The sequence below is a fragment of the Nonomuraea muscovyensis genome (genome assembly GCF_014207745.1).
Lineage (GTDB): Bacteria > Actinomycetota > Actinomycetes > Streptosporangiales > Streptosporangiaceae > Nonomuraea > Nonomuraea muscovyensis.
Map to the genome: position 1 here is coordinate 1,684,108 of NZ_JACHJB010000002.1, position 18,654 is coordinate 1,702,761.

General features: G+C 69.3%; 20 protein-coding genes and 2 pseudogenes. 4 read left to right on the forward strand and 18 right to left on the reverse strand.

Annotated elements, in window-relative coordinates:
* Nucleotides 1-51: 51 nt before the first annotated feature.
* The 3 genes and pseudogenes from FHU36_RS24550 to FHU36_RS24560 all read right to left on the reverse strand — a co-directional run bounded on the left by FHU36_RS24550 (nucleotide 52) and on the right by FHU36_RS24560 (nucleotide 1,981).
* The gene (locus tag FHU36_RS24550; protein WP_185087591.1) at nucleotides 52-279 is read right to left on the reverse strand and encodes an FCD domain-containing protein; all 228 of its coding nucleotides are present in this window, start codon (nucleotides 277-279) and stop codon (nucleotides 52-54) included.
* Nucleotides 280-621: 342 nt separating this feature from the next.
* A pseudogene (locus FHU36_RS24555) lies at nucleotides 622-1,506 on the reverse strand (haloalkane dehalogenase); the annotation flags it as partial.
* A gap of 34 nt (nucleotides 1,507-1,540) precedes the next feature.
* Nucleotides 1,541-1,981 (reverse strand): winged helix DNA-binding protein, encoded by a 441-nt coding sequence (locus FHU36_RS24560; RefSeq protein WP_185086229.1) that lies wholly within the window; start codon nucleotides 1,979-1,981, stop codon nucleotides 1,541-1,543.
* Between the two features lie 128 nt (nucleotides 1,982-2,109).
* Here FHU36_RS24560 and FHU36_RS24565 point away from each other — a divergent pair, with 128 nt between their 5' ends.
* Nucleotides 2,110-2,730, forward strand: coding sequence for a TetR family transcriptional regulator (locus tag FHU36_RS24565; RefSeq protein ID WP_185086230.1), 621 nt, complete (start codon nucleotides 2,110-2,112; stop codon nucleotides 2,728-2,730).
* A 157-nt stretch (nucleotides 2,731-2,887) separates the two neighbouring features.
* Here FHU36_RS24565 and FHU36_RS24570 read toward each other — a convergent pair whose 3' ends face one another.
* The 8 genes and pseudogenes from FHU36_RS24570 to FHU36_RS24605 all read right to left on the reverse strand — a co-directional run bounded on the left by FHU36_RS24570 (nucleotide 2,888) and on the right by FHU36_RS24605 (nucleotide 9,535).
* The gene (locus FHU36_RS24570; RefSeq protein WP_221496558.1) at nucleotides 2,888-3,340 is read right to left on the reverse strand and encodes a MarR family winged helix-turn-helix transcriptional regulator; all 453 of its coding nucleotides are present in this window, start codon (nucleotides 3,338-3,340) and stop codon (nucleotides 2,888-2,890) included.
* A 46-nt stretch (nucleotides 3,341-3,386) separates the two neighbouring features.
* A pseudogene (locus tag FHU36_RS24575) lies at nucleotides 3,387-4,076 on the reverse strand (alpha/beta fold hydrolase); the annotation flags it as partial.
* Nucleotides 4,077-5,302: 1,226 nt separating this feature from the next.
* Entirely contained in the window at nucleotides 5,303-5,479 is a 177-nt protein-coding gene (locus FHU36_RS24580) for a hypothetical protein (protein ID WP_185086231.1), read from the reverse strand.
* Nucleotides 5,480-5,526: 47 nt separating this feature from the next.
* The gene (locus FHU36_RS24585) at nucleotides 5,527-5,811 is read right to left on the reverse strand and encodes a hypothetical protein (protein WP_185086232.1); all 285 of its coding nucleotides are present in this window, start codon (nucleotides 5,809-5,811) and stop codon (nucleotides 5,527-5,529) included.
* Entirely contained in the window at nucleotides 5,804-6,013 is a 210-nt protein-coding gene (locus FHU36_RS24590) for a hypothetical protein (protein WP_185086233.1), read from the reverse strand. The genes FHU36_RS24585 and FHU36_RS24590 overlap by 8 nt, the downstream gene beginning before the upstream one ends.
* Before the next feature lie 422 nt (nucleotides 6,014-6,435).
* Nucleotides 6,436-7,995, reverse strand: a complete 1,560-nt coding sequence (locus FHU36_RS24595; protein WP_185086234.1) for an AMP-binding protein — start codon at nucleotides 7,993-7,995, stop codon at nucleotides 6,436-6,438.
* Entirely contained in the window at nucleotides 7,992-8,879 is an 888-nt protein-coding gene (locus FHU36_RS24600; RefSeq protein WP_221496559.1) for an amidohydrolase family protein, read from the reverse strand. Before FHU36_RS24600 ends, FHU36_RS24595 begins: the two co-directional genes overlap by 4 nt.
* On the reverse strand, nucleotides 8,876-9,535 hold the full coding sequence (locus FHU36_RS24605; protein WP_185086235.1) for a TetR/AcrR family transcriptional regulator: 660 nt from the start codon (nucleotides 9,533-9,535) through the stop codon (nucleotides 8,876-8,878). The genes FHU36_RS24600 and FHU36_RS24605 overlap by 4 nt, the downstream gene beginning before the upstream one ends.
* A gap of 143 nt (nucleotides 9,536-9,678) precedes the next feature.
* On the opposite strand from FHU36_RS24605, the gene FHU36_RS24610 reads away from it, so the two are divergent.
* On the forward strand, nucleotides 9,679-9,867 hold the full coding sequence (locus FHU36_RS24610) for an NAD(P)-binding protein (protein WP_185086236.1): 189 nt from the start codon (nucleotides 9,679-9,681) through the stop codon (nucleotides 9,865-9,867).
* Nucleotides 9,868-10,306: 439 nt separating this feature from the next.
* Here the strand turns inward: FHU36_RS24610 and FHU36_RS24615 are convergent, their stop codons facing one another.
* Nucleotides 10,307-10,939 (reverse strand): ACT domain-containing protein, encoded by a 633-nt coding sequence (locus tag FHU36_RS24615; RefSeq protein WP_246502558.1) that lies wholly within the window; start codon nucleotides 10,937-10,939, stop codon nucleotides 10,307-10,309.
* A gap of 111 nt (nucleotides 10,940-11,050) precedes the next feature.
* On the opposite strand from FHU36_RS24615, the gene FHU36_RS24620 reads away from it, so the two are divergent.
* The gene (locus FHU36_RS24620) at nucleotides 11,051-12,727 is read left to right on the forward strand and encodes an amidohydrolase (protein ID WP_185086237.1); all 1,677 of its coding nucleotides are present in this window, start codon (nucleotides 11,051-11,053) and stop codon (nucleotides 12,725-12,727) included.
* Nucleotides 12,728-12,991: 264 nt separating this feature from the next.
* Here the strand turns inward: FHU36_RS24620 and FHU36_RS24625 are convergent, their stop codons facing one another.
* The 5 genes from FHU36_RS24625 to gap all read right to left on the reverse strand — a co-directional run bounded on the left by FHU36_RS24625 (nucleotide 12,992) and on the right by gap (nucleotide 16,722).
* Nucleotides 12,992-13,336: an RNA polymerase-binding protein RbpA gene (locus FHU36_RS24625; protein ID WP_101786919.1), complete on the reverse strand. Its 345-nt coding sequence runs from the start codon at nucleotides 13,334-13,336 to the stop codon at nucleotides 12,992-12,994.
* An 84-nt stretch (nucleotides 13,337-13,420) separates the two neighbouring features.
* Nucleotides 13,421-13,651, reverse strand: a complete 231-nt coding sequence (secG, locus tag FHU36_RS24630) for a preprotein translocase subunit SecG (protein ID WP_101786920.1) — start codon at nucleotides 13,649-13,651, stop codon at nucleotides 13,421-13,423.
* Between the two features lie 99 nt (nucleotides 13,652-13,750).
* Nucleotides 13,751-14,527 carry a triose-phosphate isomerase gene (gene tpiA, locus FHU36_RS24635; protein WP_312891786.1) on the reverse strand — a complete coding sequence of 259 codons (777 nt, stop codon included), beginning with the start codon at nucleotides 14,525-14,527 and terminating at the stop codon, nucleotides 13,751-13,753.
* A gap of 3 nt (nucleotides 14,528-14,530) precedes the next feature.
* Nucleotides 14,531-15,718 (reverse strand): phosphoglycerate kinase, encoded by a 1,188-nt coding sequence (locus FHU36_RS24640; RefSeq protein WP_185086238.1) that lies wholly within the window; start codon nucleotides 15,716-15,718, stop codon nucleotides 14,531-14,533.
* Nucleotides 15,718-16,722, reverse strand: coding sequence for a type I glyceraldehyde-3-phosphate dehydrogenase (gene gap, locus FHU36_RS24645; RefSeq protein ID WP_185086239.1), 1,005 nt, complete (start codon nucleotides 16,720-16,722; stop codon nucleotides 15,718-15,720). Before gap ends, FHU36_RS24640 begins: the two co-directional genes overlap by 1 nt.
* 184 nt (nucleotides 16,723-16,906) lie before the next feature.
* Between gap and FHU36_RS24650 the strand changes: the two genes are divergently transcribed.
* Entirely contained in the window at nucleotides 16,907-17,539 is a 633-nt protein-coding gene (locus FHU36_RS24650) for a hypothetical protein (RefSeq protein WP_185086240.1), read from the forward strand.
* 77 nt (nucleotides 17,540-17,616) lie between these two features.
* Here the strand turns inward: FHU36_RS24650 and whiA are convergent, their stop codons facing one another.
* The gene (gene whiA / locus FHU36_RS24655; protein ID WP_090764931.1) at nucleotides 17,617-18,597 is read right to left on the reverse strand and encodes a DNA-binding protein WhiA; all 981 of its coding nucleotides are present in this window, start codon (nucleotides 18,595-18,597) and stop codon (nucleotides 17,617-17,619) included.
* Between the last annotated feature and the right edge of the window lie 57 nt (nucleotides 18,598-18,654).

The following is an 18,654-nucleotide window of genomic DNA, read 5'->3' on the forward strand; positions in this document are numbered from 1 at the left end:
TTGCCGGCCCCGATCGCGTTCCGGCATATTTCCCGAGTAACGAGGATCTCACTACGGCGGTGTGAGGCGCTCCAGGCGGTTGCGGACACCCTCGAAGTGGGCCTGGACCGCCGCCCGGTCGCGGGGCGTGACCGCCGTCAGGATGTCGCGGTGCCGTCTGGCCACGTCCCGCGGCGTCTCGTGGGACGTGCCGAGCTGATCGCGGAGCTGGTGGTAGACGTCCCAGAACGCCCCGAGGAGCCGGCTGACCGGCGGGTTGCCGAGCGGCCGGTAGAGCAGGTCGGGCCTTCGAGACTGGTAAAGACGATGATCGCGTGATCTGAGTTCCTGTTCCTGTTTCCGCTCTGTTCACTGAGCGTGATCGTTTGGGACTCACGGCACGCTTCTCACTGGGACCCCGTGTCGTTGGAACGGAACTCCAGGACCTCCAGCAGTTCGATCAGGCCGCGCTGGTAGCGGTTGGGTAGGAGACCTTCGACGTGCTCTGCACGGTGCACCGGTAGACCGGACTCTTCTGTGTAGGGGCAGACCAAGTACGGGAGAAAGGGACAGCCGTGCCGCTGGCCTCGGCGCAGTAGGCGGCGGGGCGTTGTCCGCGAAGGCATAGCGCCTGGCCGCTGATCATCGAGCCGGGGAGGTGAGGTGATGACGGTCCAGCCAGCGGGCGATGGCCTTGCCGATGGCGTCGGGCTGGTCTTCGGGTGCCTGGTGCCCGGCGGGGCCGATGCCCTCTATTTCGAGGGCGGCGGCGGTCCGGCGAGCCCAGTCGATGATCTCTGGTGCGGCGATGCCGACGCCGTCGTCGACGGTGAGCAGGAGCTTGGGCACGGTGGGGGTGTCGGCGAGCCATCTACCGTAGGCGTCCATGCGCTCGGCGACGTCGGCGGGTTCGCGGTCGAAGGGGATCTCCCGCGGCCATTGCAGCAGGGGCAGCCGGGAGTCGGGATCGGGGTAGGGGGCGTGGTAGACGTCGTGGTCTTCGCGGCTGAGGCCGGTCTGGATGGCGAACGGGTGCGGCAGGGCGTACTCGATGGCTGCGTTGTCCTGCAGCAGCAGGCGCTCGCCGAGGCCGGGTGTGCGCAGGGCGATGGAGTGCTCGGCCACCTCGGGCGGGAGTTCGGCCCACATCTGCGGTCGCAGGAATGTTTCTAGCAGGGCTATGCCGCGTACCCGGCCGGGGTGGCGGGCGGCCCAGTCCATGGCCAGTGCGCCGCCCCAGTCGTGGCCGACCAGAACGACCTGGTCCAGATTCTGGGCCTCGAGCCAGGCGGCCAGGTAGCGGGCGTGGTCGGCGAATCGGTAGGCGATGTCGGGCTTGCCGGAGGCGCCCATGCCGATCAGGTCCGGGGCCAGTGCCCTGGCACGGTCGGCGACGTGTGGGATGACGTTGCGCCATAGGTGCGAGGAGGTGGGGCTGCCGTGCAGGAACACCACCGGCAGGTCGCCGGCCCCGGTCTCGATGTGGTGGATGTGGGAGTCAAGAACCGTGGTGACGGGCATGGCGTGTGTCGTCCTTTTGCGTGGTGCGGATGGCGGGTGATCAGGCGGTGGCGAGTTCGGCGTCGACGCGGGCGGTGATGGCGGCCAGCACGCGTCCGGCGACCTGCAGGTCCTCGGCGGACACCTCGCTGTAGAGCCGGGAGATGGTCTGGCCGATGGCGGTGCTGAGCCGCTGGTACAGGTCGTGGCCCCGGGCTGTGAGGTCGACGGTGCCGGAGTGGACCTCCAGTAGGGCGGAGGTGGCCAGGTGGGCGATGGACTCGCCGGCCACCTGGGCGTCGATCTTCAGGGCACCGGCGGCGCGTGCCGCGAGTTGCTCGTGCTGGACGGCCGGGCCGCTGACAGCTGTGATCTTGAGGGTGACCCAGTGGCGGTAGGTGAGGCCGGTGCCGGTCAGGGCGCGCTCCAGCAGGGCTCGGTGGGCGTTCTCGGCCTGGCCGAGGATCTGGGGGTTGAGGGTGATCGGCGTGGTGGTGGTCATGGTTGCTCCTTGGCTGGGTGACTTCCCGGGCGCCGCCAATAATGACACTCAGTCTCACTTAGATGCAAGTCTCAATTATTGCTGAGATTCATTCGTTCCTGAGGGTCGCTTCGACTAGGATGACGCGCATGACCGACGACCGTTCACTGCCGCTGCGCGAACGCAAGAAGCTGCGCACCCGCCGCGCGCTGGCCGACGCCGCCCTGCGGCTGTTCACCGACAAGGGCTTCGACGCGACCACGCTGGAGGAACTGGTCGAGGAGGTTGAGGTGTCAAAGAGCACCTTCTTCCGCACCTTCCCGACCAAGGAGGCGGTGGCGATCGAGGCCGAGATCCAGCTGTGGTCGGCCTACCTGACCACGTTGGAGCGGCGGAAGCTGACCGGCCTCGTCCTGGCCGAGCTGCGCGATGCGCTACTGGAAACCGCCGCCGCGCTGGAGCCGGACTGGGACGAGCGCTACGTCGCCACCCGCCGGCTCATACTCACCGCCCCCGCCCTGCTCGCCTACGTGGAGCACCACCGCTCCGGCGTCAAGAAGAACGTGATCGGCTGCCTGGCGGACAAGCTCGGCCTGGACACCGACGACCTGCGCCTGCACGTCCTGGCCGAACTCGCCGTCACCGCCTGGAGCGTCTCGGGTCGCGACTGGGTGCGCGAGGGCGGGCACGGCGGACGGCAGACCCTTAACCGGCGCCTGAAGGACGCGTTCGAAGCCATCCCGGCAAGCCTCCACCTCGCCACACCGTGACAGACGGGCGGCATCCCCGCAGTGGTGGGCTGCCCCATCCGCGCGGGGCAAGGGTTGCGTCCAACGCCCGGCGACCCCCGCCCAACTGCGGAACGAGACCCGGCGTGGATGACCCTGGGAGGACGGAGTCATGGGACCTCCTCAGTAGCCGGGGTGGTCACTCCGGCAAGCACTCCAGTGCCCCGCCACCTGGGCCAACTCGCTCGCGTGTACTTGGTGACAGCGTCCTAAACGACAGGCCTTGTCCCGCAGGCAGATCGGCGACGAAGGCCCGGAGAAACCCGAAGAGGTGCTCCAGATCGTGCCCCTCGGCTGCGGCGTCGATCGACCGGTAGAGATCGTCCTCGATCTTGATGATCTTCTGGCCGAGCCGGGCTCCTTCCGCGGTGAGCGACAACTCGATGTGGCGGCGATCGTGTGTTGCCACCTCGCGCTTGACCAGGCCGGCTGCGACCAGCCGGTCAACGAGTCGGCTCGGGCTGGTGCCGCTCTCGCAGATCAGCAGTTCGCCGAGGCCGTTGAGGGTCAGCGGGCCACGCTCCTGCAGGACGCGGATGACCTCGGCCTGGGAGGGCGTGATGGCCAGCGGCCGCAGGGCCTGGCCGAGCATCCGGTTGCCTTCTCGTTACGTGGCCAGGATCAGGTAGCGGAGCTCTTCAGCGGGCCGCACCGGCCACCTCGGGCTCGTCGACCCTTTCGGCCAGGAACGCCTCGACGGCGCGGGCATAGGTGTCGGGATGGGTGAAGCGGAACATGTGCCCGGTCCGCTCCAGCACGATCTCGTCGGCGTCCGGGATCCCGGTATGCATGATTTGCGCCGCTTCCTCGCCGATCAGCTTGTCGTGTGATGGCGTGATGATCAGAGTGGGGACCGCGACTTTGTCGAGACGATCGGTGTAGTCGGCGGCCAGTGCTGCGGTGAGGCGGGCTCCGAAGGATATGGCAGGGGTGTTGGCCAGGAACAGGTGGCGGCTGTCGGCCTCGCTCCAGGGGATCTGGCCCTCGCGATCGTGGGGCGATGCCAGCCGGTGGGCGTGTGCGCGCAGCACCAGCTGCCGGTAGAGGTCGCCGCGCAGCCTGCCCATGAGCCGCATGGCGGTCTTCCAGAGCGGTGAGGAAATGGGGTTGGCGGCGAACCCGCCGGACATCACCAGGCCGCGGAGCCCTGCCGGTTGGCGGACAGCCAGCGCCAGCGCGATGTTCGCGCCGAAGGAGTCGCCGACCAGGACGTATTCGTCCAGGTCCGCGATTTGGGCTGCGACGGCGTCGGCGTAGGCCTCCATGTCGTTGACGTCTTCGGGAAGGCGGAACGTGCGTTGGGGCCGGTAGGCCAGGGGGGGTGAGCTGCTCGAGGTCCCAAGGGGCGCCGGAGAAGCAGGGGATGAAGACCAGCGTCGGTTCGTTCGTCATGCGATTAGATTACACGACATACATGTCGTGTAATCTACATGGGCAGCAGCTCGGCGACCGGGGGTGGGCGCCCGCCGACGCGTCCGCGCGCGGAGCCCCTCCGTCCCGGAAGGCTCCGACGAGGAGGTGCCGCCACGAAACGCCGGAGATTCATTTCAGGAACGTCCTGATCGCCAATGCGAGACCGACGAAGCCGGCCAGGCCGCCCGCGCCGACCAGCACTGCCAAGGGAGGCGCGGTGCCGGGCCACCCAAGCCAACCCGCCACCGACGAGGCCGACGATAGCCCCCGCGATGATGACGATCGCCACCCAAACTTCGCGATTACCGCTCACGTTCACTGCTCCTCCATGCGCAGGGCGCGCCAATCGCGGGTTGACGAAGCCCTTGGCCGCGCGAGTCGGACATTAATGGTCCATTCAGAGATAGCGCCTGCTCACAGCGGCGATCGCAGGAAAGGGCGGAACAGTCCGATCCGGAACGGATAGGGATGTGGACCGCCTCCAGCCTGGCCTTTCCGCCATAGCGGCGACCATCGGCCGCGAGGGCTCCGTCTCGTTCCGCGAGCGGCCCGCCCCGGACAAACGATCCGGCTCCCGGCAGAGCCGCTGAGAGGGTGTCCACTCCACGTCGTCCTCGTCGAGCCCGGCCGCATCCGGGTCACGCAGCGGGCGCAGGACGCCAGCGGCCGAGGTTCCCCGCTCACGCCACGCGGGGCCGACGCGCTCGCCCTGGGACGGGATCGCGCGCCCGCGGAGAAGTTCGCGCGACGGGTTGGCGCGGGAGCCAATGCCGCCCCGGCTATCGGCGCTCAGCCGCCCCCGTCAGGGATCCCGGTTTCTACGGCTGGCTGGGGCGGGAGGGCTCAGAGACCCGCGTCTTCCCGCGTATCGAATGCTCCGCGGGCGCGTTCGATGGCGGGCATGTGCTCCGAGGCCCTCACCAGACTGATCGAGGAAGGCGTGGTCTACTCGGTGTTCGATATCGGCAACTTCGCCGGACCACCGCCCGAGGACAGCTGACCTGCGTGCGACGGCCTGCTTTAGGCTGGCAGCTTCTCTGGGGCGGTAGCAACAGCACACTGCTGGTCTGACTGTCCTTCGTCGGGTGGAACCTCCAACTGGGCGTTCCTCTTGTCGCCCTTGGTCGACCCGGCAATGGGTTCAGATGTCCAGCGCCGCCCGCAGGGCCTGGCGGTGCTTGTGCCAATCGCGGGCTGCGCAGGCCATGCCTTCGGTCCAGGGGACGGAGTCGCGATTGGCGATCTCCTCCCACATGCGCACGCTGGCCGCTGCGAACACATCCACGCTGGTGGTCGGGGCGTGGATCCAGGCAGGCAAGCCACGCACAACATGCTCGGCCTCTTCAGCGGTATGACCGTCGGCAATCAGCCGGATGATGAGGCATGCCGGGTCGATCCATCCGGACCCCGCGTGGGGGACGTCCAGTCGACAAGCAGCGCCCGGCCGCCTTCGACGAGCACATTGAGCGGCTTGTAGTCCGTGTACAGGAGCCGCCCTCCCGCCAGCAGCCGCGAGTCCTCAGGGTCGTCCAGGTAGGGACGCCAGAGGTCTTCGGCGTTCCTGATGGGTAGGCGCGGCGCGGTGAGACGGCCCAGGAGGGTCATCGTGTCGATGAGGAGCGGCAGGTCGGGCGGGCCGGGCTCAAACAAGGACTGCGTGGCGGCCGTCGATGGCCTCGAAGCCGAGCAGGTCCCACTCGCCCTCGTCTGCCCGCCACAGCAGCCGGGGCGCGACCTGAACCACGTACGGGCTGATCATCCACTCTATGTCCTGGGTGGGCCGGCTCGTGTGGTCGCGATGCAGTCCCTTGACAAACACAGTCTCGTGGGAAGTGGTCAGCAGCGCCGCCACGGCAGAGTTGCGGCCTTCTGACACACTCCGCGCTGACCGCACGGGCCCGGTGTGCTGTTGCACCATCGCCTTGGTCGCGGCTGGGAGATCCTTCCAGCCAATGCCTGTCAATGCCACGACCCCGCCGCTCCCGCAGAGCTACCGCCCACGTACGCGTCGAGGAACGGACTCACGAGGAGGTCGTGCACGCCTCCAACTCGGGCGTGGGCGCGCGAGCAGCCTGGAAGAACTGGGCCAGGGTCCATAGCGCGGTGATGCCGCCGAGTGCCCCATGCGGCGGGGACGCCCAGGTGGGGATGGTGCCCAGCAGCTCGTCGGCCTCTTCGGGGGTGTGGCCAGCAATTCGAGGCGATGATGTTCTGCTACCTGGCCGAGGAACTGCGCGCCGGAGACGTGGCCGTGGACACTGAGCGGCATCGTTCCTACGCCCGGTCCTTTTGCAGATCGTGCGTCTGCGGGGTGAGGCCGCGCTGCTTGAGGCGGAGTTTCTCGACTTTCTGGGTCGGGGTCTTGGGAAGGGAGGGGAGGAATTCCACGTAGCGGGGGACCATGTGCCTGGCGCCGGTACGGGCGCAGTGATCGGCGAGTTCTTCCGGGGTGATGCTCGCGCCGGGGCGTAGCACGACGCATGCCTTGACGTCTTCCTCGCTGAGTTCGCTGGGGACGCCGATGGCCGCGGCCTCCAGGACGGCGGGGTGGCTTTCGATGATCTGCTCCACCTCGTAGGCGGAGATGTTCTCGCCGCGACGGCGGATCGCGTCCTTGACCCTGCCGATGAAGTACAGGAAACCGTCGGCGTCCTGGCGGCCCAGGTCGCCGGTGCGCAGCCAGTCGCCGTGGAAGGCCGCGGCGGTGGCTTCCGGCATGGCGTGGTAGCCGGACATGATCAGGCCGGGTTCGCGTGCTCTGATGAGGATCTCGCCGATCTCGCCGGGAGGCAGGTGATAGCCGTTCTGGTCGGCGATGGCAAGTTCGTACTCGGGGATGGGGCGGCCGCAGGATCCGGGGCGTTTGGGGGCGTCGAGCGGGTCGTAGACGCAGATCCCGCCGTCGGTCAGGCCGTAGATCTCGTAGAGGGGGAAACCGAACCGCTCTTCCCAGCCGGCCTTCCAGTCGGGCATCGGAACGCCCCAGCCCAGCCGGATCCGGTGGTCGCGGTCGCCGGCGGCAGCCGGTTGTTTCCAGAGCATCGCCAGGGTCGCGCCCATGAAGTTCATGACGGTGGCGTCGAAGCGGCGGACGTCCGCCCAGAAACCGGAGGTGCTGAAGCGGCGGCCGATCGCCGCCGTCGCACCGGTGGCGAGGGCGGCCACGACGGTCAGGGTCGCCGCGTCGACGTGGAAGAGGGGGAACGGGCAATAGAGGACGTCATCGGCGGTGAAGCCCAGGTTCTGTGCGTGCAGCTGACCTTGCCTGACGACGTAGCGGTGGGAGAGCACACAGGCCTTGGACGGCCCGGTGGTCCCCGAGGTGAACAGCATCGTGGCGGGGGAAAGGTCGTCCACGGGGAAAGGGACGGGATGGCGGGCGCTCGTCAGGGATTCGGGGAATGCGGCGAGGACCGGCAGGTCCGCGCGGTTCGCGGGCGGCTGGGGCGCGCCGTGGACGACGACGGTCGTCAGCCGGGGGAGTTCCGGCGCGACCGCCAGGAGGTTCGGCAGCAGATCGGCGTCGACGACGGCGACTCGTGCCCCGGTCACCTGGAAAGCGTGCGCCAGGCCCCGGCCGATCAGGGCGGTGTTGACCGGGACGTGGACGCCGCCCAGCCAGTTCACGGCGAACCAGGTGAATACCAGCTCCGCGCTGTTGCCCATGAGCGCGACCACCGGCTCACCCGGTTCGATCCCGTGCCGCGCGAGGTCGGCAGCCAGCGCTCCGGCTCGCTGATGGACCTCGGCGTAGGTGTGATCGCCTTGCTCGGTCCGCAGGAACACCTTGCCGGGAGCACGCCGCGCCTGTGTCCGGAGCAACTCGACGATCACTGGGTGTCTCCGGGGAACGCCTCGGGCTTGAGGCCGAACAGCCGGGCCGCGTTGCCGGCGAACAGCGCCTGGAGCGCCGCCGCGGGCAGGCCGGACTGCCGCCACTCGGCCAACGCGCGGTGGGGATGCATGACGGGCCAGTCGCTGCCGTACAGGACCTGCTCGCGCAGCACGTTCGGCATCATCGTGAACAGCGCGTCCCAGCCGGTGCCCGCCTTGGCCACGTACTTGGGAGCCAGACCGCCGAACTCCAGGTACACGGTGGGGTGGCGGCGGGCGACGGCGCACAGTTCGGTGACCCACGGCCATCCGGCATGGCAGGCGACGAGCTTGAGGTCGGGGAAGTCGCAGGCGACCTGGTCGAGGAGTTCGGGCCGTTCGTGACGCATGGGGTGCATCCGCGAATAGGTCACACCGGTATGCAGGGCGACGACCAGGCCGAGTTCCTCGGCCCGCGAGTACATCGGGTAGAGCGCGCGATCGTCGATGTCGAGGCCGAAGAAGGCGGGCTGGACGGAGATGCCCAGCAGGCCGGACGCGGACGCCGTGGCGACCTGCGTGGCGATCCGTGTCGGCCACAGGGGGTGCAGGTCGACCGCGCCGACACCGCTGAACCGGCCGGGGTGCGCGGCCAGCAGGGCGAGCAGCGCGTCGTTCAACGCCTGCGCGGACTCGCCGCCTTCGGACTCGGCGTGGACGACGGCATGGCCGATCCCTTCGCCGTCCATGGTTGTCAGCAGGTCGTGCAGGGTTCCCTCGTTGATCTTCCTGCCGAGGTCGAGCACCCGGTCGTACTGTTCGGCCTGCCGGGGCGGGACCTCGTAGCTGGGCCGGACCCGAAGCTCCTGCGGCAGCCTCATCCGGGCATCGATGATCGTCGTCATGCCAGGGCCTCCTCGTCGGCGTGCTGGTCGAGTGGCTCAGAGTCGAGCCGGGCCACCTGCAGACCCGTGCCGGACTCCGCCGGCGGCACCGACGGGCAGCCGACGAGCCGGGTCGCGAGGTCGGCGAACCGGTCCTGGATCTCGGCCACCGACAGCCGTCCGCCGGGGCGATACCAGTTCGAAACCCCGTTGCACATCTCCAGGAGCGCCATCCGGGTGGTCGAGAGATCGTCGATCTGGAACTGGCCGGTTCGCTTTCCCCGTTCCAGCACCTGCTGGAACATCGACTCGTAGTCGTCGCGCAGACCGAGGACGCGTGCGCGGTTGGCCGCCGACAGCGCACGCACCTCGCGGTCCGTCACGTACGAGGTCAGCGGATTGACCGCTTCCATGGCCACGTGCAGCCGGACCAGCCGGACGAGCTGGACCGCGGGGTCGGCACTGTGATCGAGGGCGCGGCGGCCCCCGTCCAGCAGACCCTCCAGGCAGGCCGCCATGATCGCGACCAGGATCTCCTCCTTGCCGCCGGCGTAGTGGTAGAGCGTCGCGGAGTTGATCCCCACCTCCTTGCCGAGGTCGCGGATACCGGTGCCCGCATAGCCCTTACGCGCGAACAGCCGCACCGCCGCCCGGTGGATCTCAACCAAGCTTGACATCAACTACCAATCGATCGATTGACAGATAGCACCCTTTCTATACCGTACTATCCGGCATGGTCAACCAATCGATCGATTGGGAACGTCAGGCGTCGCCCAATGCGGGGCCGGTCGACAAGCTCTGACAGAGAAGGGGAAGGCTGATGAGGCATGAAGTGATATCGGGCGGCAGCATCGCCGGCCTGTCCCTCGCGTACCGGCTGCGCAGGTACGGGTTCGCCGTGACCGTGGTCGAGCGGGCACCCGCGCCGCGTCCCGGCGAGCATGCGGTGGACCTGCGGGGAGTCGCCAAGCAGGTCCCCGAGCGGATGGGAATGGGGCAGACCGAGTAAGCCCCCAGCATCGTCACAATCTCCGCTGCTACGCCCATACCACAGCAACGAGAGACATCCTCGAAAGCTACGGGCTATTCCCTGCAAGCCCTAACCTCGATCTAATGAGAGCCAATGGGTCGCCATCCGGCAGACTCGGACCTGGTTGCCCCCGGTAGGTGAGCACTCCCTCGATCTGGACCGTGAGTCCTGACGAAAGGCCGTGCCCCTGCCGGCAACCGGGAGAGTTGATCGCTGATGGGATGTCGTGCCCGATCGGCTTGTTGGGGTGCCGGCGGCAGCGGCGACCGATCACCACACCGCCCCAAGGGCTCCCCTGCCGGCCGCACCGCAGCGCGTCGCCCGGCGCCAGAGAGGGCGCGCCCCACAGCCGCGCCCTGCGCCTGCCGGCCGGGGACGGCCCCGAGCGGCCGGGCGGCCCGTGTCCGATGTACCGCTCTCACACGTGGGCGTAGTGCCCACCGCGCAGGTCGCGGACGGCCTCGCGGTCGATCGAGGTCAGCGGGCGGACGCGGACCTCCACGCCGTCGGGCAGCTTGACCGTGCGCTCGTCGCCGCGCTGCTCGGCCGACGGCTGCGCGAGCCGGGCGAAGGAGGCCGCGCGGGCGGCTTCGGTCAGCGTGAACGGCAACTCCGAGCGGCGCAGCCGGACGGCACGCCGGGGCGCCACGGGCACGACGAGCTGGGTGGGGTCGGGAAGATCACTCACGGCTTCACCATAGATCCACCGGGCGTCGTCGGCGCGCAGCAGTTCCCCCAGCAGCTCGGGCAGCCGCCAGGGCGTCGTGCGCAGCCGGGAGGCGAGCAGCAGCGCGCGGGTCGGCTCGTCGGTCAGCTCGTGGGCGGTGGCCTCGACGACCTGGACGCGACGACCGCCGGCCGTCTCCAGGGCCTCGCGCACGGTCTCGGGGTTGGCGGGGATGTCGGCGACGAACTCGTCCACCGTGCCGGCGGCGTCGGACTGGACGCTCAGGCCCAGGATGTTGCCGCCCCGCGCGGCCAGTGCCGCTGCTAGGGAGGCCAGCCGTCCCGGCCGCTCGTCCACCGTGGTGCGGATGCGCAAGAATCCCATGCGAACGAGCATGCCGGGGAGCTGTTACACCTCCGCTAACGTCTCGTTTCATATAGCGAGATGTCCGCCAATAATCTGTTTTCGGTTGATCTGACGGCACAGGGGAACCTCATGAACATCCTTTTCCGTGGCGGGCGCGTCTTCACCGCGAAGGGCGACTTCGCCGAGGCGGTGCTGGTCCGCGACGGGGTGATCGCCGCCGTGGGCACCGAGCGCGAGCTGGCCCGCCTCGCGGGCGGCACCGGCCCTGTCGGCGCAGTGGACACAGTGAACGCAGTGGACACAGTGAACGCCGTGAACGCCGTGGAAACCGTGGACCTGGACGGCGGGCTGCTGGTGCCGGGGTTCACCGACGCGCACATGCATCCGGTGCAGGCGGGGCTGGAGCGCGCCAGGTGCGACCTGTCGGAGGTCTACGGCCTGGACGCCTACCTCGCCAAAATCTCCGATTATGCGACGAAAAATCGGGATAAGGAGTGGATCGATGGCGGCGGGTGGGACATGTCGGCGTTCCCCGGCGGCCTCCCCCACCGCTCCCAGCTCGACTTCCTCGACCGGCCGGCCTACCTGATCCAGCGCGACCACCACGCCGCCTGGGTCAACACCCGCGCCCTCGAACGGGCCGGCATCACCCGCGACACCCCCGACCCGGCCGACGGCCGCATCGAGCGCGACCCCGACGGCACCCCCAGCGGCGTCCTGCACGAGGGCGCGATGGACCTGGTCGGCCTGCTCACCCCCCGGCCCACGGCCGAGGACCTGGAGGCGGCGCTGGCCGACGCCGAGAACCACCTGTTCTCGCTCGGTATCACGGGGTGGCAGGACGCGATCGTCGGATCGTACGCGGGCTCGGACGACCAGCTCCCCACGTACCTGTCGGCGGCCCGGTCCGGCAGGCTGCGGGCGCGCGTGGTCGGCGCGCTGTGGTGGGACCGCACGCGCGGGCTCGACCAGATCGGCGACCTGGTCGAGCGGCGGGAGTCCGCCAAGGGCCTCGACCGGTTCGCCGCCACCTCGGTCAAGATCATGCAGGACGGCATCACCGAGAACTTCACGGCCGCGACGCTCGAACCGTACTGCCTGTGCGGCGGCACGGGCCTGTCGTACGTGGACCCGGGCAAGCTGAAGGAGTACGTGCGCGAGCTGGACCGGGTCGGCTTCCAGGTGCACTTCCACGCGATCGGCGAGCGGGCGGTGCGCGAGGCGCTCGACAGCCTGGAGGGCACCGACCCGGGCAACCGTCACCACATCGCCCACCTGCAGATCATCGAGCCGTCCGACGTGCCCCGGTTCGCGGCGCTCGGCGTGACGGCCAACCTGCAGCCGCTGTGGGCCACCCACCACGCGCAGATGGACGAGCTGACGCTGCCCTACCTGGGAGAGCCGAGGTCCTCGTGGCAGTATCCGTTCGCCGACCTGCTGGCCCACGGCACCAGGTTCTGCGCGGGCAGCGACTGGCCGGTGTCCGACGCCGATCCGCTGCAGGGCGTGCACGTGGCGGTCAACCGCACGGAGCCGGGCGGCTCGGTGCACGCCGGCTACCCGACGGCGCAGACGCCGTTCCTGCCGGGCCAGCGCATCGACCTGGCCACGGCGCTGACCGCGTACACGGCCGGCTCGGCCTGGATCAACCGCTCCCCCGCCGGGGTGGTCGAGGCGGGCCGGCCGGCCGACCTGGTGGTGCTCGACCGTGACCCGTTCGCGCTGCCGCCGGAGGAGATCTGGACCACCGGGGTGCGCATGACGTTCGTGGCCGGCGAGCCGGTGTACCAGCGGGCCGGCGCGTAGATCCGCTCGTCGTTCCCGATCAGTCGGCTCGGACGGCGGCCGAGTCCTTCGACGGGTCAGCGGCGGGTGCGGGCAGGGCCCGCCCACGCCCGCCGCGCCTCGACCGGTCGGAGGCGCGACGGACCGCAGGAAGGACCCCACGACAGAACCCCGTGGCAGGACGCCGGGCAAGGATCCCCGGGCGAGGATCCCCGGGAAGGCGAAAGGGCCCCGGCATGCAGCCGGAGCCCTCACCGTTTCACCGTCCCGCGCGGACGAATGGCCCTACCAGGGGGACTTCGTGTTGCGCAGGCGCTCGAGCGCCTCTTCCAGGATCGCCTTGCCGTCCTTGTCGCTCCTGCGCTCCTTCACGTAGGCGAGGTGCGTCTTGTACGGCTCGTTCTTGGGCGGCGCAGGCGGGGCCTGCTCGTCCTGACCGGCCGGAAGGCCGCAGCGCGGGCAGTCCCACAGCTCGGGGACCGCGGCGTCGCTGGCGAAACTGGGGCGCGTCTCGTGCATGTTGGCACACCAGAACGAGACCCGCACTCTCGGAGCTGCCTCGCCGCGCTCGGCCTCCCCCATCGGGCCGGCGCCGACACGGCTGCCACGGATCGCGTTGCCACTACCCACGGATGAACTCCTCGCTCGATCGCCCCGCGAGACACGGGGGGAGAATCACTGTCACGCGCGTTGACCCGCTCGGGGTCGGGTCGTTCAGGGCCTGACCAGCAGACCGAGCGCGACGATGCAGACGAACCAGATCACGCCCGTGATGACGGTCAACCTGTCGAGGTTGCGCTCCACCACGGACGAGCCGCCGAAGCTCGACGAGAAACCGCCGCCGAACATGTCGGACAGACCGCCACCCTTGCCCTTGTGGAGCAGGACGAGCAGGATCATGAGAAGGCTCGCCAGGATGAGGGCGATGGAGATTCCGAGTTCCACGGTATGCCTGTTCCTTCAATGCTCTGTGACGCGTGACGATTCAAACTTGCCTCTAGAGGGTACGGCCTGCTGTCAAATCGCACCTCCAGAACCGCTCAGTTAGCCGGCCACATCAGAAAAACGGCAGATCTTGACATACTCCCCGGCATCGATGCTGGCACCGCCCACGAGCGCGCCATCGACATCGGGTTGAGCCATGATCCCGGCGATGTTGCCTGACTTGACCGAGCCTCCGTAAAGGATACGGACCTTGGCGGCCAGTTCGGTGTCGTACAGCTCAGCGAGTCGCTCCCGCAACGCCGCGCAGACTTCCTGGGCGTCCTCGGGAGTGGCCACCTCACCGGTGCCGATCGCCCACACCGGCTCGTAGGCGACCACTATCGATTGTGCCTGCTCGGCCGGGATCTTGCGCAGCGCATTCTCGAGTTGACCCACGGTGTGCGCCACGTGGCCGCCCGCCTGCCGCACCTCCAGCCCCTCGCCCACGCACAGGATCGGCGTGATGGAGTGGCGGTAGGCGGCCAGCACCTTGGCGTTGACCAGGTCGTCGTCCTCGCGGTGATACTGGCGCCGCTCGGAGTGGCCGATCACCGCATAAGTGCAGCCGAGCTTGGCCAGCATGGCGCCCGAGATCTCTGCGGTGTAGGCGCCGGCATCGTGCTGCGACAGGTCCTGCGCGCCGTACACGATGCGCAGCTTGTCGCCGTCGACGAGCGTCTGCACGCTGCGCAGGTCGGTGTACGGCGGCAGCACCGCCACCTCGACCTTGTCGAAGTCCTTGTCGTTGAGCGCGAAGGCCAGCTTCTGGACCAGCGCGATCGCCTCAAGGTGGTTGAGGTTCATCTTCCAGTTGCCGGCGATGAGCGGCTTTCTCACGCGTCACCCCTCCAGGGCGGCAAGTCCGGGCAGGGTCTTGCCCTCGAGATATTCGAGGCTCGCCCCTCCACCGGTGGAAATGTGGGAGAAACCGTCCTCGGGCAGGCCCAGCTTGCGCACGGCGGCGGCGGAGTCGCCGCCGCCGACCACGCTGTAGCCCTCGGAGGCGATCAGCGCCTCGGCCACCGCCCTGGTGCCACCCGCGAACGCGTCGAACTCGAACACACCCATGGGGCCGTTCCAGAAGACGGTGCGGGCGTCGGCCAGCTTGCTCGCGAACAGCTCGCGGGTGCGCGGGCCGATGTCGAGGCCCTCGCGGTCGGCCGGGATCGCGGTGGCCTCGACCACGTCGTACGGCGCGTCCTCGGCGAAGTGGGTGGCCGCCAGCACGTCGACCGGGAGCACCAGGTCGACGCCCCGCTTGGCCGCCTCGTCGAGGAAGCCGCGCACCTGGTCGAGCTGGTCCTCCTGCAGCAGCGACCCGCCGACCTCGTGGCCCTGGGCCTTGAGGAAGGTGTAGGCCATGCCACCGCCGACGAGCAGCCGGTCGACCTTGGAGAGCAGGTTGGCGATGACACCCAGCTTGTCGGAGACCTTGGCACCGCCGAGCACCACCACGTAGGGGCGCTCGGTGTCCTCGGTCAGCCGCTTCAGCACCTCGACCTCGGCGAGGACCAGCCTGCCGGCCGCGTGCGGCAGCATCCGGGGGACGTCGTAGACGCTGGCGTGCTTGCGGTGCACCGCGCCGAACCCGTCGCCCACGTAGAGGTCGGCGAGGCCGGCCAGCCTGGTGGCGAAATCGCCGCGCAGCGCGTCGTCCTTGGACTCCTCGCCCGGCTCGTAGCGGAGGTTCTCCAGCAGGGCCACCTGGCCGTCCTGAAGCCCGTCCACGGTGGCGCGGGCGCTGTCGCCGACCACGTCCGTGGCGAACGCCACGTCGCGGCCGAGCAGCTCGCGCAGCCGCACGGCGACCGGCTTCAGCGAGAACTCCGCCTTGACCTGCCCCTTGGGGCGGCCCAGGTGCGCGCAGACGACGACCTTCGCACCCCGGTCCGCCAGCGTCGTGATCGTGGGCACCGACGCGCGGATGCGCCCGTCGTCGGTGATCGTCTCCCCGTCGAGGGGGACGTTGAGGTCGGCGCGCACGAGCACGCGCCGACCTCGCACGTCGAGATCGTCGAGCGAGCGCATTAGAGGTCCGCGCCCACCAGCTCGATGAGGTCGACGAGGCGGTTGGAGTAGCCCCACTCGTTGTCGTACCAGCCGACGACCTTGACCTGGTTGCCGATGACCTTGGTCAGGCCCGCGTCGAAGATGCAGGAGGCGGGGTCGGTGACGATGTCGGAGGAGACGATGTCGTCCTCGGTGTAGGTCAGGACGCCCTTGAGCGGGCCCTCGGCGGCGGCCTTGAGCGCGGCGTTGACCTCCTCGACCGTGACGTCACGGCCGACCTCGACGGTGAGGTCGGTGGCCGAGCCGGTGGGGATCGGCACGCGCATCGCGAACCCGTCGAGCTTGCCCTTGAGCTCCGGCAGCACCAGGCCGATGGCCTTGGCCGCGCCGGTGGAGGTCGGCACCACGTTGAGGGCGGCGGCGCGGGCGCGGCGCAGGTCCTTGTGCGGGCCGTCCTGGAGGTTCTGGTCCTGCGTGTAGGCGTGGATGGTGGTCATCAGACCCTTCTCGATGGTGAAGGTGTCGTGGAGGACCTTCGCCATCGGGGCCAGGCAGTTGGTGGTGCAGGAGGCGTTGGAGATGATCGTGTGCTTGGCCGGGTCGTAGGAGTCGTGGTTGACGCCCATGACGATCGTCACGTCTTCGTTCTTCGCCGGGGCGGAGATGATGACCTTCTTCGCGCCGTTGTCGGCGTGCACCTTGGCCTTGGTCGCGTCCGTGAACAGACCGGTCGACTCGAGCACCACGTCGACACCGAGGTCGCCCCACGGCAGCTTGGCCGGGTCGCGCTCCTCGAAGACCCTGATGGCCTTGCCGTCGACGGTGATCTCCTCGCTCGACGCCTTCACCTCGTAGGGCAGACGGCCGAGAATGCTGTCGTACTTCAGCAGGTGGGCGAGCGTCGCATTGTCGGTCAGGTCGTTGACCGCCACGATCTCGATGTCCTTGCCGCTGGCGGCGACCGCACGCCAGAAGTTACGACCGATGCGGCCGAAGCCGTTGACGCCTACGCGGATGGTCACGGGAACCGATCTCCTCAGTACGTGATGGCGGGCTGTTACCTGAGCCCAACCCTATCGGACCTAAATTGGTTTAGACCACTGCAACCCCCGCCCTGCGTATCACCATTCGAGAGGCGCAATTTGGAGCGTTCGAGTAAAGTGCCCGACTCGTCGGAGTAAACTCGGGCATTCTCTGGGGGCTGAGATGTCACAACGAAGATCGGGGCTGCTGTCCGGCCTGATCGCAGGCTTCATCGCCATGTTGCTCGGCGCGGCCTCGTACGCGGCCGTCGAGACCTTCTTCTACCGGCTGTCCTACGAGGCCCGCTGGTTCGGCGGCGATCCGGCCGTGGTCTTCCCGGCCGCGCTCTCCTTCCTCGCCGGCCTGATCATCGGCCTGGCCGCCTGGACCGTACGGGCCAGAAACCTGTTCCTGCCGATGGCGGCGCTGCTCTACGCGGTCGGCGCGCGGACGCTCGGCTCCGTCGCCGGCGCCGTCGGGCTGCGGTGGGAGCAGGGATTCCCGGCGACCGCGCTCCAGGAGGAGGCCAGCCGCGCCGCCCTCGCGTTGTGGAGCGTCGCGCAGACGTCATGGCAGTTCTGGGCGACCGTCGGCGCCGCCGCCGTGCCGGCGTTCCTGCTGACGCTGCTGCGTGTCCTGCGGATGCGCCGCAAGGCTGCGGCCGCCGAGACGCGCGCGGAGGAGGACCAGCCCGAGCCGGAGTATCGCGACCCGTTCGAGCCGGTGCAGCCGCCCAAGCCGACCAGCACGGCCGCCGCCGTCAGTCTCTTCACCCCGCGCGACCCGGACAAGGACGCACCGCCCGCCACCCGCTGACCCCAGCCGCGCCTGCCATGTGACGAGCGCGTACCCGGCGACTGCCCGCGACCTGACCGGAAGCCGGCCGCGCCGCGTCAGGGGGCGAGCATGTCGACCGTGAGATTGGCCTCCGTGTTGGGGATGCCGAGGTCGGAGGCGCGCTTGTCGGCCATGGCCAGCAGCCGCCGGATCCGCCCGGCGATGGCGTCCTTGGTCAGCGGCGGGTCGGCGATCTGGCCGAGCTCCTCCAGCGACGCCTGCTTGTGCTCGACGCGCAGCCGCCCGGCCACCACCAGATGATCCGGTGCCTCCTCGCCCAGGATCTCCAGCGCCCGCTGCACCCGCGCCCCGGCCGCCACCGCCGCCCGGGCCGAGCGTCGCAGGTTGGCGTCGTCGAAGTTGGCCAGCCGGTTGGCGGTGGCGCGGACCTCGCGCCGCATGCGTCGCTCCTCCCAGGCCAGCACGCTGTCGTGCGCGCCCAGGCGGGTCAGCAGGGCGCTGATGGCGTCGCCGTCGCGGACCACGACCCGGTCGACGCCGCGCACCTCACGCGCCTTGGCGTGGATCTTGAGCCGCCGGGCGGAGCCGACGAGCGCCAGCGCCGCCTCCGGGCCTGGGCAGGTGACCTCCAGCGACATGGAGCGGCCCGGCTCGGTGAGCGACCCGTGCGCGAGGAAGGCCCCGCGCCAGGCCGCCTCGGCGTCGCAGGACGCGCCCGCCACGACCTGGCGGGGCAGGCCGCGCACCGGCCGCCCGTGGTTGTCGATGAGACCCGTCTGCCGGGCGAGGGCCTCGCCGTCGCGGTAGACGCGTACGACGTAGCGCGAGCCCTTGCGCAGCCCGGCGGGCGCGAGGACGAGGACCTCCGCCTTGTGGCCGAACACCTCGCCGATGTCCTTGATGAGCCGTCGTGCGGTGGCGTTGGTGTCGAGCTCCGCCTCGATCACGATGCGCCCGCCCACCAGGTGCAGGCCGCTGGCGAACCGCAACAGCGTCGAAACCTCGGCCTTGCGGCAGCAGGGCTTCAGCACCGGCAGTCGGCTCAGCTCGTCCTTGACCACACCTGTCATCGCCATAAGCGTTAGTCCTCCCCCATTCAGACCGGCTCACAGCAGTCTCTCGCACCTTCGCGC